Source organism: Ruania alba (assembly GCF_900105765.1).
GTDB lineage: Bacteria > Actinomycetota > Actinomycetes > Actinomycetales > Beutenbergiaceae > Ruania > Ruania alba.
On sequence record NZ_FNTX01000001.1, the window covers coordinates 1,804,324 to 1,818,317 of the forward strand.

The following is a 13,994-nucleotide window of genomic DNA, read 5'->3' on the forward strand; positions in this document are numbered from 1 at the left end:
ATTCACCAGAGTCAGCCGCGAGCCCGTGCCTTGGGGGCCTGACCGTGGCCGGCGGCGCGCAGCGCCACGCTCACCACAGCACCCACCACGAACACAGCCACGCCTGCCAGGATCACCGGCATCGACGGGAGTACGAATCCGATTCCTGACACGGTGGAAGCAATCACACCGAACCAGAAGAGCGCCCAGGCGGCGACGGTCCGACCATGGTTCTGCGGCGGCGCAGCGACAGGGAGGTTCTCGGCCGGATAGTGGCCGCCGGCTACCGAATCGGCCGACGCCGATTCAACGACACCGGTACGGGACGTGGTGGTCATGGACAGGGCCCTCCTCCAGGCAGATCAGTTCTGGGCTCAGCCTACCGGTCCGTGGGGTCCTCGCCGCGGCTCAACGCGTCCCAGTCGGACATCGTGGTGCTCGGGCCTGCGGCCCGCGAGCCGCCGGTCCCGGCATCGTCTCCGGTCCGCTCACCTGAGCCGCTGTCCTGATCCGAGGTGCTGCGTTCGTAGCGCTGCGCTGCCGCCGCCCATCGCCCCATCCGCAGGGGCAGCACCAACCCGAGCACCGCCACCACCGCGCCGAGTGCCAGCGCCACCCACGGGGCCGCCGTCATGCTCACTGCCCCGCCGAGCTCACGCACCCCGGTCAGTTCGGCGGTCGCTGAAGTGACCGGCGTCCTCGGATCACGCAGGAACGCCACCGACGCGACCACCGCGAGCACACCCCCGAGGGCAGCCAAGACAGCGGCCACCACCCGGGTGATGCGTCCGGCGAGCCCGATCGCCAGACCAGCCGCCATGATCAGCAACGCCACGCTGGGCACCAACGGCGCTCCGTCAGTGCCAGTCACGCGGGCGGTACCGCCTGAGCCGATGGTGGTGCGCACGGGAGCACTGGCCCACTCCAGCAGACTCACCCCGAGCAGGGCGGCACCGCACACGAGCAGGATGAGTACCGCCGTCCGGCGACTCAACCCTGATCTGGCGGGACCGCTGGGCTTCCTCATGCAGAACCTTCGGGATCAGCATCGAGACCCGCCACGCCCGCTGCCACCTGGACCGCACGTACGGCCGCCGCTGCCTTGTTCCGGGTCTCCCAGTACTCCGCCTCGGGGTCGGAGTCGGCCACCAGTCCCCCGCCCGCCTGCACGCTCGCCTGCCCGTCCTTGATCAGTGCCGTCCGGATCGCGATGGCCATATCGAGGTCACCGTCGAGGTCGAAGTAGCCGACGGTGCCGCCGTAGATCCCCCGCCGGGCCGGCTCCAGCTCGTCGATGAGAGCGATCGCGCGTGGTTTCGGCGCCCCGGAGAGAGTGCCGGCCGGGAAGGTCGCGGTGAGCACGTCCACGGCCGAGGCCTCCGGGCGCACCGTGCCCACCACGGTCGAGCTCATGTGCATGATGTGGCTGAACCGCTTGATCTCCATGAACTCCACCACCGCCACCGAGCCCGCCTCGCACACCCGGCCCAGGTCGTTGCGGGCGAGGTCCACCAGCATCAGGTGCTCGGCACGCTCCTTCGGATCCTCCAGGAGCTCCTCGGCGTGGGTCCGGTCCTCAGCCGGGGTACGCCCGCGCGGCCGGGAACCGGCGATCGGGAAGCTCTGCGCTTCCCGGCCGGTCACCTTCACCAGCGTCTCCGGACTCGACCCGACCACGTGGAACTCCCCGCCGTCGGCATCGGCCAGGTGCAGGAAGTACATGTACGGGCTCGGGTTGATCGTACGCAGCACCCGGTAGACGTCCAGCGGGTCAGCCGGGCAGTCCAGGTCGAGGCGCTGGGAGAGCACCACCTGGAACACCTCACCGTCCCGGATCGCCGCCTTGGCAGCCTGCACACTGACGGCGTAGTCCTCCCGAGAGGTCCGGAACCGCAGCTCCGGCTCGGTGGCCGGGACGCTGCGCAGCGCGTGCGAGCGGGCCGGTGCGGCCAGCCGAGCCTGCATCACGTCCAGGCGTGCCACGGCGTCGGCGTGCGCCTCGTCCACCCGAGCGTCGGTGTCATCGGCGTTGATCGCGTTCGCGATCAGCCACACGTCCCCGGAGTGGTGATCGATCGCCGCCATGTCGCCGACCAGGCACAGCGCGACCTCCGGGACGTTCAGTTCGTCCGGCGGCACCTGAGGCAAGGTGGGCTCCCAGTGGTGGGTCACGTCCCATCCGAGCGAGCCCACCAGTCCGCCGGTGAGCGGTGGCAGGTGCTCGATACTCGGAGTGTGCAGGGCGGCCAACGTCCCCCTGAGCACATCCAGCACGTCGCCCTCGGTGGGAACCGACACCGGCACGTCACCGGTCCAGTGCGCCTGGCCATCCCGTTCGGTGAGGATGGCGCGTGCGGAGACGCCGATGAAAGACCACCGGGACCAGGCGCCGTCGGTGGCGGACTCCAGCACGAACGTGCCCGGCCGACCCGAGGAGAGCTGGCGATACAGGCCCACCGGGGTGACGTCGTCGGCGAGCAGGCGGCGCACCACCGGGATCACCCGGCGGTGGTTGGCCATCTCCCGGAACTCCGGCAGCGCGGGCCAGGTGGCACCCCACGCGGGCGCGGCGCACGGCTCACTCATCTCGTCCGCCAAGCGGCAGGAGTCCACCGGCGCGGAAGCAGCTGCGCACGCCGGTGTGGCACGCCGGGCCGATCTGCTCGACCCGCAGCAGCAGGGCGTCCCCGTCGCAGTCGATCGCCACGGAACGCACATACTGCACGTGGCCCGACGTATCGCCCTTGCGCCAGTACTCCTGCCGGGACCGGGACCAGTACGTGGCCCGACCCTCGGTGAGCGTGCGGCGCAGTGCTTCGTCGTCCATCCACGCCACCATCAGGACCTCGTCGGAGTCATCGTCCTGCACGACGACACACACGAGGCCCTGATCGTTGCGGATGAGTCGCTGGGCGACTGCCGGATCCAGGGTGAGGCTCGCATCGGACACCCCTCGATCCTGCCATGTTCCGGGCCTGTCGGCGCCCGCCTGGCCGGGTGACGGCTACTCGCTGGCGACGATCCAGGAGGCGTACATCCGCGCGTACACGCCGTCGGCGGCCAGGAGCTCGGTGTGGTTGCCGACCTCGACCACGCGGCCGGCATCGACCACCACGACGATGTCGGCGGCCTCGGCAGTGGAGAGCCGGTGTGCGATCGCCACCGAGGTACGGCCATGGGTGAGCCGGGCCAACGCAGTGCTGATCCGCTGCTCGGTCGCCGGATCGACGGCGGAGGTCGCCTCGTCCAGGACCAGCACGTCCGCATCGGCCAGGTAGGCACGAGCGATCGCGACCAGCTGACGCTCCCCCGCCGAGAGCGCCTCCCCGCGCTGCCCGACGTCGGTACTCACCCCACCCGGGAGCGTCGCCACCCAGTCGTCCAGGCCGAGAGTGTGCACCACCTCGGACACGTCCGTGGGTCTGGTGCCGGTCTTCCGGCCGTAGGCGATGTTCCCGGCGATGGTGCCGTCGAACAGGAATCCTTCCTGCGGCACCATCACCACCCGGTCGCGCAGGTCAGCGAGGGTGAGGTCCCGCAGGTCGGTGTCGTTCAGCCGCACCGACCCCGCCGCAGGATCCATCATCCGCGTGAGCAGCTTGGCCAGCGTGGTCTTGCCCGACCCCGTCTCACCCACGATCGCCACGCGTGCTCCCGCCGGGATGGTCAACGTCACATCCTTGAGCACGCGTTCGGTGCCCGGGTAGGCGAAGGAGACGTCCTGGAAGTGCAGGTCGGCGGGCCCACGGGGCCCCGCCGGGACCGGCCGCTCCGGGTCGGTCACGTCTCGTGGCGTGTGCAGAACCGTGATCACCCGCCGCCAGCCGGCGACGGCGTTCTGCATCTCGTTGAGCACCTCGGTGGCCGACTGCACCGGGCCGACGAAGAGCTGCACGAGGAACAGGAAGGCGAGCAGGCCGCCGACCGTGATCTCACCGGCGAGACCGAGCATCGTGCCCACCACGACGACGGCGCTCAGCGCCAGGCCGGAGAGCAGCACCCCGGTGGAGAACGCCACTGCCGCGAAGGTCTGGGCGCGCACAGCGGCGCTGCGGTGATCATCGATCGCGGCGTCGACACGACGCTGGGTCCGCGCATCCGCACCGTAGGCACGGATCGTCTGCGCGCCCACCACCGACTCCGAGATGCGGCCGAGCATGATGCCGACGCGTTCTCGAACGCCGCCGTAGGCACGGCTGAGGGCCCGCTGGGCCCGCGGCGCGAGGATCACCATCGGTGCGAGCGCTGCCCACACCACGAGGGTCAACTGCCAGGAGTACACGAACATCGCCACCGTGGCGGCGGCGATCTGCAGAGTGGAGAGCAGCAGCATCATGCCGCCCCACTGCACGAACATCGAGACCGTGTCCACGTCCGAGGTCACTCGGGAGACCAACGAACCGCGCCGCTCGGTGTTCTGGGTCAGCACCGACAGGTCGTGCACATGCCGGAACGCTTTCACCCGCAGCTGCGCGAGGCCGGCCTCCGCGGCACGGAACAGGCGGATGTTCACCCAGGTAGTGCAGGCAGAGGTGAGCAGCAGCGCGACGCCGCTCAGGGCACACAACTGGATCACCAGCGGCACATTCACCCCACCCTCGGCGAACAGACCGCGGTCGGTGGTGAGCTGGACCGCCATCGGCACGATGACCTTGCCGGCCGTGGCGACGATCGCGAGGAGAGCGGAGACGACGATCCCCTCCTTGATCGCCGGAGAGATCCGGATGCCCTCGCGGATCGTCGCCAGGACCCCGAGGGAGGAGGTCTGCTCGATGTGCGCACTGGTCGGCTCACTCATCCGGACACCTCCGCACGTTCGTCCCGCTCGCGCTGGTAGGCGGTGACCAGGCGCCGGTACCCGGGATCACTGGCCAGCAGCTCAGCGTGCGACCCGGTCCCGGTCACCTGACCGCGGTCCAGGTGCAGCACAGTGTCCGCCAGTGCGATCGTGGCGTTGCGGTAGGCCACCACCACGACCGTCACGTCACCGGCGATCTCCCGCAGACCGGTGAGGATCGCTTGCTCCACCACCGGGTCGAGCGCAGAGGTGGCATCGTCCAGAAGCAACAACCGTGGGCGGCGGATCAGGGCCCGTGCGATAGCCAGCCGCTGCCGCTGTCCACCCGAGAGGGAGGCTCCGCGCTCTCCGATGACCGTGTCCAGGCCGTCCGGTAAGGCGTCCACGAACGAGTCTGCGCAGGCGATCCGCAGGGCCTTCCAGACCTCCTCGTCGGAGAACGGTCGGTCCTCGGTCCCGTCGCCGAGGGTGACGTTGTCGCGCACCGTGTCCTCGAAGACGAAGGCCTGCTGGGCCACCAGCGCGACCGTCCCGGTGCGGTTGCCACTGCGTATCTCGCGCAGATCCACGCCGTCGTAGCGCACGACTCCCTCGGACGGGTCGCGGAGCCGGGCGAGCAGGTCCACCAAGGTGGACTTTCCGGCTCCGGTCGAGCCGACAATGGCGAGTGTGCGACCTGCGGGGACCTCGAAGCTGACGTCATTGAGGATGGTCCGCTGTCCGTCCGGGGAGTCGGCGTCGGGTGCGCGGAGGGTGACCGCCTCGACAGCGAGATGCACGCCATCGGCATCGTCCAGGGTGCGGTCCCCCTCGGAGAGATATCCGCGGGCGTCGATCACCCGGGAGATCCGGTCGTGCCCGACCAGCGAGCGGGGCAGGTCACCGAGCACGAACCCGATCGCGCGCACCGGGATCGCGAGCACGGTGAGCAGATAGGAGGCAGTGATCACGTCCCCGGTCTCGATCGCTCGGGCGGCGACCCGGCTGGACCCGACGGCGAGTACCAGCAGGGTGGCCAGCGCGGGCAAGAGGTCGATGACCGGGTCGAAGACCGAGCGGATCCGCCCCACACCGACGTTCGCCGCACGCAGGCGGTCGGCTGCGGCGGTGAAGCGCTCCTCCTCGATCTCGACGGTGCCGAGGGACTTCACGACTGCGGCAGCTTCGAAGCTCTCGTGGGCGACGTCGGAGACCACGGCCCGTTCGTGCTGCACCTGGGTGACGGCGGGAGCCATCCTCCGGCGGTACACGGCGTTGGCCACCAGGATCAGTGGCAGCATGCTGATCCCGATCGCGCCGAGAAACGGATCGGCCGCGAGCATGGCGCCGCTGGCCACCACGATCATCGCGATCACTCCGAGCGCGAACGGTAGCGGGCCGAAGACGAATCCCGCTGTCTCGGCGTCGGCGTTGGCGTTCGAGAGCAGCTGCCCGGCCGGGTGCTTGCGGTGCCAGGTCATCGGCAGACGCAGGTACTGGCGGGTGACGGCGCGGCGATGCCCCGCCTGCACGCCCAGGGCCGCCACCCCGGCGAAGGTGCGTCGCAGCGCGACCCCGACCGCGGTCGCCGCTGCGATGACCAGCAGGATCGCTCCGGCTGCCCAGAGGGTGCTCGACGAGATGCCCGGCCCCGTGAGGGCTGGCACGACCACCCGGTCGGTCACCTGACCCAGGGCCCACCCGGAGGCGACCATGGCGATGCCGTAGCCCACGCTGGCGCCGATGGCGATCGCGAACGGACGGGGCTGAGACTTCAGGCCACGCCCCAGGAGGAGCAACGAACGCCGGACGGCGCTGCCGGAGAGTGCGTGCGGGCTGTCAGGGTCTGGGTGGGTGTCCGGGCCGGATGGCACGGTGGGCATGCGAGGACGACTCCCTCGAAGGGCTGCGGGCGGCGCGAGCCCGGCAGGCGGGCGCTGTGGCGAAACGGACGGCACCTATCTTGGCACAGCCGGTCGCGCGCGTGGTAACGGTCTCAGGTGCTGCGGGGGACGGGCAGTGCAGAGGTTGACGACGGTGTGCGAGGCTGTGCTGCATGTGGGCGCAGCAGGAACAGGTGGACCTGGTGTCGACGATGCGTGCGGCCGGTCCGGACGCGCCCACGCTGTGCGCCGGGTGGCGGACCCGGCACCTGGCCGCCCACCTCTACCTGCGTGGCCACCGGCCCTGGGCGCTGGCGACTAGTGCCGACGATGCGACCATGCGCCTCGGCGATCAGTGCGCCGAGGCCCACACCTACGAGCAGCTGCTCGCCGATTTCATCGCCCCGCCACGGGGGCTGGCCGGTGCATCCGGGCTTCGTCGCGTCTCCGCCCGCGCCGACGATGCGGTGAATCTGCTCGAGTACGTGGTGCACCACGAGGACGTGCGGCGGGCGGAGACGCTCCCGCCACCGCGCGAGCACGACCAGGGAATGCTCGATGCGGTGTGGCGGCGCGTGGCGGGGATGGCTCGAATCGCCTACCGGACGGCACCGGTCGGGGTGATCCTCGTCGTCCCGCACGGTCCGCGGCTGCGGGCCCGCCGGGACTCGGACGGGGTCGCCGTGATCGGTCCCCCGGTGGAGCAGGCCCTGTATGCCTTCGGGCGCCGGGACCAGAGCGACGTCACGTTGCACGGGGCGCCGGACGCCGTCGCCCGGATGCGGGACTGGGCCGCATCCTGACCGCATACCGCCGCGCCGGCGCCGGCGGCGGCTTCAGCGAACGGGCAGGCCAGCCGCGCGTAGCGCGTCCTTGACCGCGCCGACCGTGAACGTTCCGAAGTGGAACACGCTCGCCGCGAGCAACGCGTCGGCCCCGGCACGCGCAGCCTCGACGAAATGCTCCGTGCTGCCGGCGCCGCCGCTCGCGATCAACGGCACCCTGACCTCAGACCGTACCTGGGCGATCATCTCCAGGTCGAAGCCCGCGCTCGTACCGTCGGCGTCGATGGAGTTCAGCAGCACCTCGCCCACGCCCAGACGTTCGGCCTGGCGGACCCACTCGAGGGTATCGATCCCCGTGCCGCGGCGGCCCCCGTGCGTGGTCACCTCGAAACCCGAGGGTGTCACGGTGTCGCCTCGAGTACGCCGAGCATCCACGGAGAGCACGAGCACCTGCGAGCCGAACCGCTGCGCGATCTCGGCGATCAGCTCAGGGCGTGCGATCGCCGCGGTGTTCACCCCGACCTTGTCCGCTCCGGCGCGCAGCAACGCATCCACGTCGTCCACGCTGCGCACTCCGCCACCGACGGTGAGCGGGACGAACACCTCCTCGGCGGTGCGACTGACGATCTCCTTCGTGGTGGCGCGCCCCTCGGTGGAGGCGCTCACGTCCAGGAAGGTGACCTCGTCGGCGCGTTCGTCGTCGTACCGGTGCGCCAGCTCGACGGGGTCGCCGGCATCTCTGAGGTTCTCGAAGTTGACCCCTTTGACGACGCGGCCAGCATCGACGTCCAGGCACGGGATCACGCGTACCGCAACGCTCACTCGGCTCCCCCCTCGGTACCGTCCATCGGGGAGACGGCGAGCACATCGATCACGTACACCAGGGTATCGTCCCCGAACGCCTGCTCCGGGGGCACGATCAGCATCACCTGGGATCCGACGGTGGCGTCCACCAGACCGTCCTGCCACCCATCGATCAGGCCGGTGAAGGCAATCGTGGTGGGCCCCTGCCCCTCGGACCAGGTGCCGTCCACCACCTCGCCACTCTCCCAGGAGACAGCGGTGTAGCGCACGGTGACGGCGTACTCGGCACGCACCTGGGTGCCCTCGCCACGCTTCAGGGTGACGATGCGCAACTCCGTCGGTGGCTCAGTATCGGGGATCTCGACCGTGGGTGCTCCGGTCTCGTCCAAGGTCACCGAGGGGACGTCGTCAGGGGGTTCGACGGTCTCGCCCCACGCCCGGGTGTGCAGCACGTCATAGACGATGACGACCGGTTCGGGAGATTCCGCCGTGCCGAGCTCAGCGCGGAGCAGCCGGGTGCCCTCGGCGACGCCGACGAGCTCGGAATACAGGGGACCTGCGGCGGCTTCGGTCACCTGCATGGTCTGTGGCTGCGACCCGTAGATATCGCCCACCACATCGCCGGTGTCGGCATCCACCGCGATGTAGGAGACCAGCGCCAAGTCGCCGTCGGCAAGTGTCGGCCCGTCGCCCTCGATCACCGTGGTCGTGGCGGTCTCGGTGATCTCCAACGGCGCCTCGAACACGACCTGCGGACGGACCCCGAACTCGCCGGCCACCTGCACCTGGTCGATCGTGGGAGTGGGCTCCACGTCCGGCTCCGTGCAACCGGTCAGCGCGAGCAGGACTGCCAGCAGACCGAGCACCGGCCGCAGCAGAACACGCGACCGCCGGCGTGCGCGACGCCGGGTCGAACGAGGTAAAAGGGTGGCAGACACGAGTGCCGATCCTACGCGCCGAGCCCGGCTGCGTCCGCCGGAGGGCCCGTCATCGAGGCGATCAGGCGGTCGACCCGGTCGTCCTCGGAACGGAACGGGTCCTTGCACAGCACCGTGCGTCCCGCACTGTCGTTCAATTTCAGGTGCACCCAGTCCACTGTGTAGTCCCGACGGCGAGCAGTCGCCGCCTGCACGAACTCCCCGCGCAACTTCGCGCGCGTCGTCTGCGGCGGGTTCGTCGCGGCTTCGTCGATCTGCGCGTCGGTCACCACCCGGCTGACCATGTCCCGCGCAGCAAGCTTGGCGAAGAGCCCATCCTGGGCGGAGATGTCGTGGTAGGCCAGGTCCAGACGCAGCACCCGCGGGTCGGAGAGCGGCACACCGTGCGAGGCGGTGTACCGATCCAGTAGCCGCTTCTTGATGGCCCAGTCGAGGTCACGGTCGACCAGGGACAGGTCACCGCTGCGCAGCGCCTTCAGCCCGCGGCCCCACAACTCCAGGATCGTATCGTCGTATGGCCCCTTCTCCTGGGCGGAGGAGAGGAAGTCCCGGGCCCTGTCGAGGTAGACCTGCTGCACCTCCACGGCCGAGTACCGGGCGCCGGTGGCCAATGTGACGGGGGTGGTGGCGGTGATGTCGTGCGAGATCTCACGCAACGCCCGCACCGGGTTCTCCAGGCTCAGGTCCGGGAACAGCTGGCCCGCCTCGAGCATCCGCAGCACCAGGTCCGTCATCCCCACCTTGAGCAACGTCGTGGTCTCGGACATCGAGGAGTCCCCGGAGATCACATGCAGCCGCCGGTACAGCTCGGCGTCAGCGTGCGGCTCATCGCGGGTGTTGATGATCGGCCGGGACCGCGTGGTGGCCGAGCTGGTGGCCTCCCAGAGGTGGTCAGCGCGTTGCGAGAAGCAGTAGACGGGACCACGAGAGGTCACCTGGATGTGTCCGGCACCGGTGAGCACCTGCCGGGTGATGAGGAACGGCACGAGCACATCCGCGAACCGGCCGAAGTCTCCCCGACGGCGGATCAGGTAGTTCTCGTGGCAGCCGTAGGAGTTTCCTGCCGAGTCCAGGTTGTTCTTGAACAGGTGCACCCGCCCGGGCACACCATCCGCGTCCAGGCGTTCCTGAGCGTCCCTGACGAGTCCTTCCAGGATGCGCTCGCCGGCCTTGTCGTGGGCCACCAGCTGGGCGAGATCGTCGCACTCGGCCGTGGCGTACTCCGGGTGCGAACCGACGTCCAGGTACAGGCGTGCGCCGTTGCCGAGGAAGACGTTCGACGATCGTCCCCATGCCACCACCTTGCGGAACAGGTACCGCGCCACCTCTTCGGCGGAGAGGCCGCGCCCTTCCGGCGCTGCGCAGGTGACGCCGAACTCGGTCTCCAGGCCGAAGATCCGGCGGATCATGCGGGTCCGGTCCCTGCTCGAGCGCCTTCGTCAAGCAGCGTGCCCAGCGCGTCAGGGTCCAACCGGCGGAATGTACGCCGCGTTCGGGTGCGGTCGAGCACGGCTGCTTCGAGGTGCTCGGTCGGGATCCGCCGTCGGTGGCCGGACTCGTCCGTGCCGAGAGTGCCCACGGCGAGCGCGAGCACCTGCGCCAAGGTCAGGCCGGTGCGCCAGTGCTCACCCACGTGAGCACCGAGGCGCTCGGCCGCGCCACCCATCACCACGTGCCCGGGCTCGTCGGCCACCGAGCCGTCGTACCCGAGCCGGTAGATCTGGTCCTCGTCCTGGCCGGAACCGACCTCGACGACGGCGATCTCGACCTCGAGTGGTTTGGACTCGGTGGTGAAGACGGCGCCGAGGGTCTGGGCATAGGCGTTCGCCAGGCCCCGTGCGTTCACGTCCACCCGGTCGTAGGAATAGCCGCGCAGGTCGGCGTAGCGCACACCGGCCACCCGCAGGTTCTCGAACTCGTTGTACTTGCCCACGGCGGCAAAGGCGATGCGGTCGTAGATCTCGCTGATCTTGTGCAACGCACGAGACGGGTTCTCGGTCACGAAGGCGATGCCGTCGTCATATCCGACGACGATCACCGAGCGGCCCCGTGCGATGCCCTTGCGCGCGAAGTCCGCCCGATCCTTCATCAGCTGCTCGGGTGAGACGTAGAACGGCTGGGTCATGCCTGACGGTTCCTCTCCGGCAGTGCGGCCACGCGGGCCACCGCCTCGGCCAGCTCACTGTCCGGCACCCGTTCGTATCCGGCCTCGCTCACCCGGGCGACGGTTGGATAGATGCCTCGCTCGACGTCCGGCCCGCCGGTGGCGGAATCGTCGTCGGCCGCGTCCATCAGGGCGTGCAGCACCGTCTGGATTCCCTCCTCGGCGCTCAGGCCAGGACGCCAGACCTTCTTCAGCGACCCCTTCGCGTACACCGAGCCGGACCCGATGCTGTGGTGCTCAGTCTCCTCGTAGCGGCCACCCACGACGTCGTAGGAGAAGATCCGCCCGGCGCCGGTGCGCGGGTCGTAGCCGCCGAACAGGGGCAGGGCCACCAGCCCGCGCAGTGCCATGCCGAGATTGCCGCGCACCATGGACCCGAGCCGGTTCGCCTTCCCTTCCAGGGAGAGCAAGGTGCCCTCGATCTTCTCGTAATGTTCGAGCTCGAGCTGGAACAGCCGCACCAGATCCACCGCCAGGCCGGCCGTCCCGGCGATGCCCACCGCCGAGTACTCGTCCGCGGGGAACACCTTCTCCATCTGACGGTGCGCGATGGTCGACCCCATCGTCGCTCGCCGGTCCCCGGCCATCACCATGCCCCCGTCGTAGGTGAGCGCGACGATCGTGGTGGCGTGCGGGGAGGCGGCGACGGGCGTGCTGCCCTCCGGCGGGCCGACCCCGGGCATCAGCTCCGGTGCGTAGGAACTGAGGAACTCCACGAACGAGGCGCTGCCCGGCCGGGTGAACGCGGCGGGGAGCCGGTCCGGGTACTGCTGGTCGGCACGAGCGGTCATTGCCCGCCCTTCTGCACGAAGCCACGCACGAAGGACTCCGCATTGGTCTCCAGCACGTCGTCGATCTCGTCCAGGAGCGAGTCCACCTCGGTGTCCCGGGCCTGGGCCGACGCGGCCGGGGGCGGCGGGACCTCGTCGTCGGGGCGCGGCTCGGGAGTGCGCTGGTCGAACTGTCGTGGCGACATCAGTTCTCCTTCTTCTGGTGGCCGGGCGGTGCCTCACTCCTGCGTAGTTCGATCCTACGTGTCTGGCGGCTGCGGTGCGGTGAGTGCAGCCAGCAGTGACGCGGCGTCGGGGTGCTGGTCCAGCAAAGCACCCACGTGCTCCCGCGTACCCCGGTGCGGGTCGCTCATCGGGACCCGCTGGAGCGCAGGTGCGCCCTCGACGTCGAACACGATCGCGTCCCAGCTGGCGGCGGCCACCGCACCCGGGTACCGCCGCACCGCCTCCCCCCGGAAGTACGCCCGGGTGTTGGTGGGTGGGTGCAGCACGGCATGGTCGACCTCGTCCTCGGTGACCACGCGCTCCACAGCACCGGCAGCGCGCAGCTTGCCGTAGATGCTGCGTTCGGGGCGCAGGTCCGACCACTGCAGGTCCGTGGCGGCCAGGCGCGGGGAGTCCCAGCCGAGACCGTCGCGCCGGCGCATCGCCTCCATCACCCGGAGCTTGGCCAGCCACTCCACCTCCCGCGCGCAGCTGGTCGGGTCGCTCCCGAGCCGCGTGAGCAGGTCCGACCAACGGTCCAGCACATCGACGGTCTGGTCGTCGGGCGTGATCCCGGTGCGATCGGCCTGCTCGCGCACGGCGGTGGTGAGGACCTTGCAGTAGGCACGTTGGATCTCCAACGCAGTCATCCGCCGTCCGTCGTCCAGCTCGAGCTCACGGGTCAGGCTGAGGTCATGACTGACTTCGTGCGTGGCCTCGACGGGGTCGGCCAGGCGGAGAGCGGCCAGCTCCAGCGGAAGCGACCCCTGCTCCAGCAACCACAGCAGCAGCGAGGTGGTCCCGACCTTGAGGTAGGTGGACATCTCCAGCAGGTTGGCGTCGCCGACGATGACGTGCAGCCGCCGGTACCGGCCCGCCTGGGCGTGCGGCTCGTCACGGGTGTTGATGATGGGGCGGCGCAACGTGGTCTCCAGCCCCACCTCGGCCTCGATGAAGTCAGCCCGTTGGGAGAGCTGGTACCCGGGCGTCTGGCCACGCTGGCCGCGGCCGAGCCGCCCCGCACCGCAGAACACGGGCCGGGTCACCAGGAACGGCGTGAGCGCAGCGATGATGTCCTCGAACGGCACCGCCCGATCTACCAGGTAGTTCTCGTGGGTGCCATAGCTGGCGCCCTTGCCGTCGGTGTTGTTCTTGTACAGGGCGACGTCCGGCATCCCAGCGATCTGCGCGAGCAGCCGGGCCGAGCGCAGCAGTACCTCCTCACCGGCCCGGTCCCACAGCACCGCATCACGTGGTGTGGTGACCTCCGGGCTGGAGTACTCCGGGTGGGCGTGGTCGACGTAGTAGCGGGCGCCGTTCGGAAGGATCACGTTCGCCACGGTGGCCTGCTCGGGCTGGGGTGAGGGACGCCGTCGGAGGGTGATCCGGTGCAGGTCCCCCTCGGGGGCCGGGTGCAGCGGATCGTCGGTGAGCAGGCTCGGGTCGGCCGCGGCACGATCCAGGCGGAAACCGCGAGCATCACACAGCGGGTCCTCGTCCTGGTAGTCCCACCGAGCGCGCGCGGCAGCGGGCATCCCCTCGTTCGCATACGCCGTGACCAGTTGCGCTGACATCAGCATCGGGTTCGCGCCCGGGTTGCCGACCCCGAGCAGGCCGTACTCGGTCTCGATGCCCATCACCCGTCGCACACTCACGGGTTCAGCCTATG

General features: G+C 69.9%; 14 protein-coding genes. 1 reads left to right on the forward strand and 13 read right to left on the reverse strand.

What is annotated here, in order from left to right; genetic code table 11:
• Positions 1-11 precede the first annotated feature (11 nt).
• From BLU77_RS08320 to BLU77_RS08345, 6 genes are read right to left on the reverse strand one after another with little or no spacing between them, the layout of a single operon-like run.
• Positions 12-317 (reverse strand): HGxxPAAW family protein, encoded by a 306-nt coding sequence (locus BLU77_RS08320; RefSeq protein WP_089772505.1) that lies wholly within the window; start codon positions 315-317, stop codon positions 12-14.
• Between the two features lie 41 nt (positions 318-358).
• Positions 359-1,006 carry a Trp biosynthesis-associated membrane protein gene (locus tag BLU77_RS08325; RefSeq protein ID WP_089772506.1) on the reverse strand — a complete coding sequence of 216 codons (648 nt, stop codon included), beginning with the start codon at positions 1,004-1,006 and terminating at the stop codon, positions 359-361.
• Positions 1,003-2,565, reverse strand: coding sequence for an anthranilate synthase component I (locus BLU77_RS08330; protein WP_089772507.1), 1,563 nt, complete (start codon positions 2,563-2,565; stop codon positions 1,003-1,005). The genes BLU77_RS08325 and BLU77_RS08330 overlap by 4 nt, the downstream gene beginning before the upstream one ends.
• Positions 2,558-2,929 carry a phosphoribosyl-AMP cyclohydrolase gene (gene hisI / locus BLU77_RS08335; RefSeq protein WP_089772508.1) on the reverse strand — a complete coding sequence of 124 codons (372 nt, stop codon included), beginning with the start codon at positions 2,927-2,929 and terminating at the stop codon, positions 2,558-2,560. Before hisI ends, BLU77_RS08330 begins: the two co-directional genes overlap by 8 nt.
• Positions 2,930-2,983: 54 nt before the next feature.
• Positions 2,984-4,777 (reverse strand): ABC transporter ATP-binding protein, encoded by a 1,794-nt coding sequence (locus tag BLU77_RS08340; RefSeq protein WP_089772509.1) that lies wholly within the window; start codon positions 4,775-4,777, stop codon positions 2,984-2,986.
• Complete coding sequence (locus tag BLU77_RS08345) at positions 4,774-6,639, reverse strand: ABC transporter ATP-binding protein (RefSeq protein WP_089772510.1); 1,866 nt, start codon at positions 6,637-6,639, stop codon at positions 4,774-4,776. The genes BLU77_RS08340 and BLU77_RS08345 overlap by 4 nt, the downstream gene beginning before the upstream one ends.
• Positions 6,640-6,812: 173 nt before the next feature.
• Here BLU77_RS08345 and BLU77_RS08350 point away from each other — a divergent pair, with 173 nt between their 5' ends.
• On the forward strand, positions 6,813-7,442 hold the full coding sequence (locus tag BLU77_RS08350; protein ID WP_089772511.1) for a TIGR03085 family metal-binding protein: 630 nt from the start codon (positions 6,813-6,815) through the stop codon (positions 7,440-7,442).
• Positions 7,443-7,475: 33 nt separating this feature from the next.
• On the opposite strand, the gene hisF is transcribed toward BLU77_RS08350, so the two are convergent.
• The 7 genes from hisF to dop all read right to left on the reverse strand — a co-directional run bounded on the left by hisF (position 7,476) and on the right by dop (position 13,980).
• Positions 7,476-8,246 carry an imidazole glycerol phosphate synthase subunit HisF gene (gene hisF, locus BLU77_RS08355; protein WP_089772512.1) on the reverse strand — a complete coding sequence of 257 codons (771 nt, stop codon included), beginning with the start codon at positions 8,244-8,246 and terminating at the stop codon, positions 7,476-7,478.
• Entirely contained in the window at positions 8,243-9,094 is an 852-nt protein-coding gene (locus BLU77_RS08360; RefSeq protein WP_089772513.1) for an FKBP-type peptidyl-prolyl cis-trans isomerase, read from the reverse strand. The genes hisF and BLU77_RS08360 overlap by 4 nt, the downstream gene beginning before the upstream one ends.
• Positions 9,095-9,177: 83 nt before the next feature.
• The gene (pafA, locus tag BLU77_RS08365; protein WP_089772514.1) at positions 9,178-10,575 is read right to left on the reverse strand and encodes a Pup--protein ligase; all 1,398 of its coding nucleotides are present in this window, start codon (positions 10,573-10,575) and stop codon (positions 9,178-9,180) included.
• Positions 10,572-11,291, reverse strand: coding sequence for a proteasome subunit alpha (gene prcA, locus BLU77_RS08370; protein WP_089772515.1), 720 nt, complete (start codon positions 11,289-11,291; stop codon positions 10,572-10,574). Before prcA ends, pafA begins: the two co-directional genes overlap by 4 nt.
• Positions 11,288-12,121, reverse strand: a complete 834-nt coding sequence (gene prcB, locus BLU77_RS08375; RefSeq protein ID WP_089772516.1) for a proteasome subunit beta — start codon at positions 12,119-12,121, stop codon at positions 11,288-11,290. Before prcB ends, prcA begins: the two co-directional genes overlap by 4 nt.
• Positions 12,118-12,306 (reverse strand): ubiquitin-like protein Pup, encoded by a 189-nt coding sequence (locus BLU77_RS08380; protein ID WP_089772517.1) that lies wholly within the window; start codon positions 12,304-12,306, stop codon positions 12,118-12,120. The genes prcB and BLU77_RS08380 overlap by 4 nt, the downstream gene beginning before the upstream one ends.
• Positions 12,307-12,360: 54 nt before the next feature.
• Positions 12,361-13,980, reverse strand: coding sequence for a depupylase/deamidase Dop (dop, locus tag BLU77_RS08385; RefSeq protein WP_281242076.1), 1,620 nt, complete (start codon positions 13,978-13,980; stop codon positions 12,361-12,363).
• Positions 13,981-13,994: the final 14 nt, after the last annotated feature.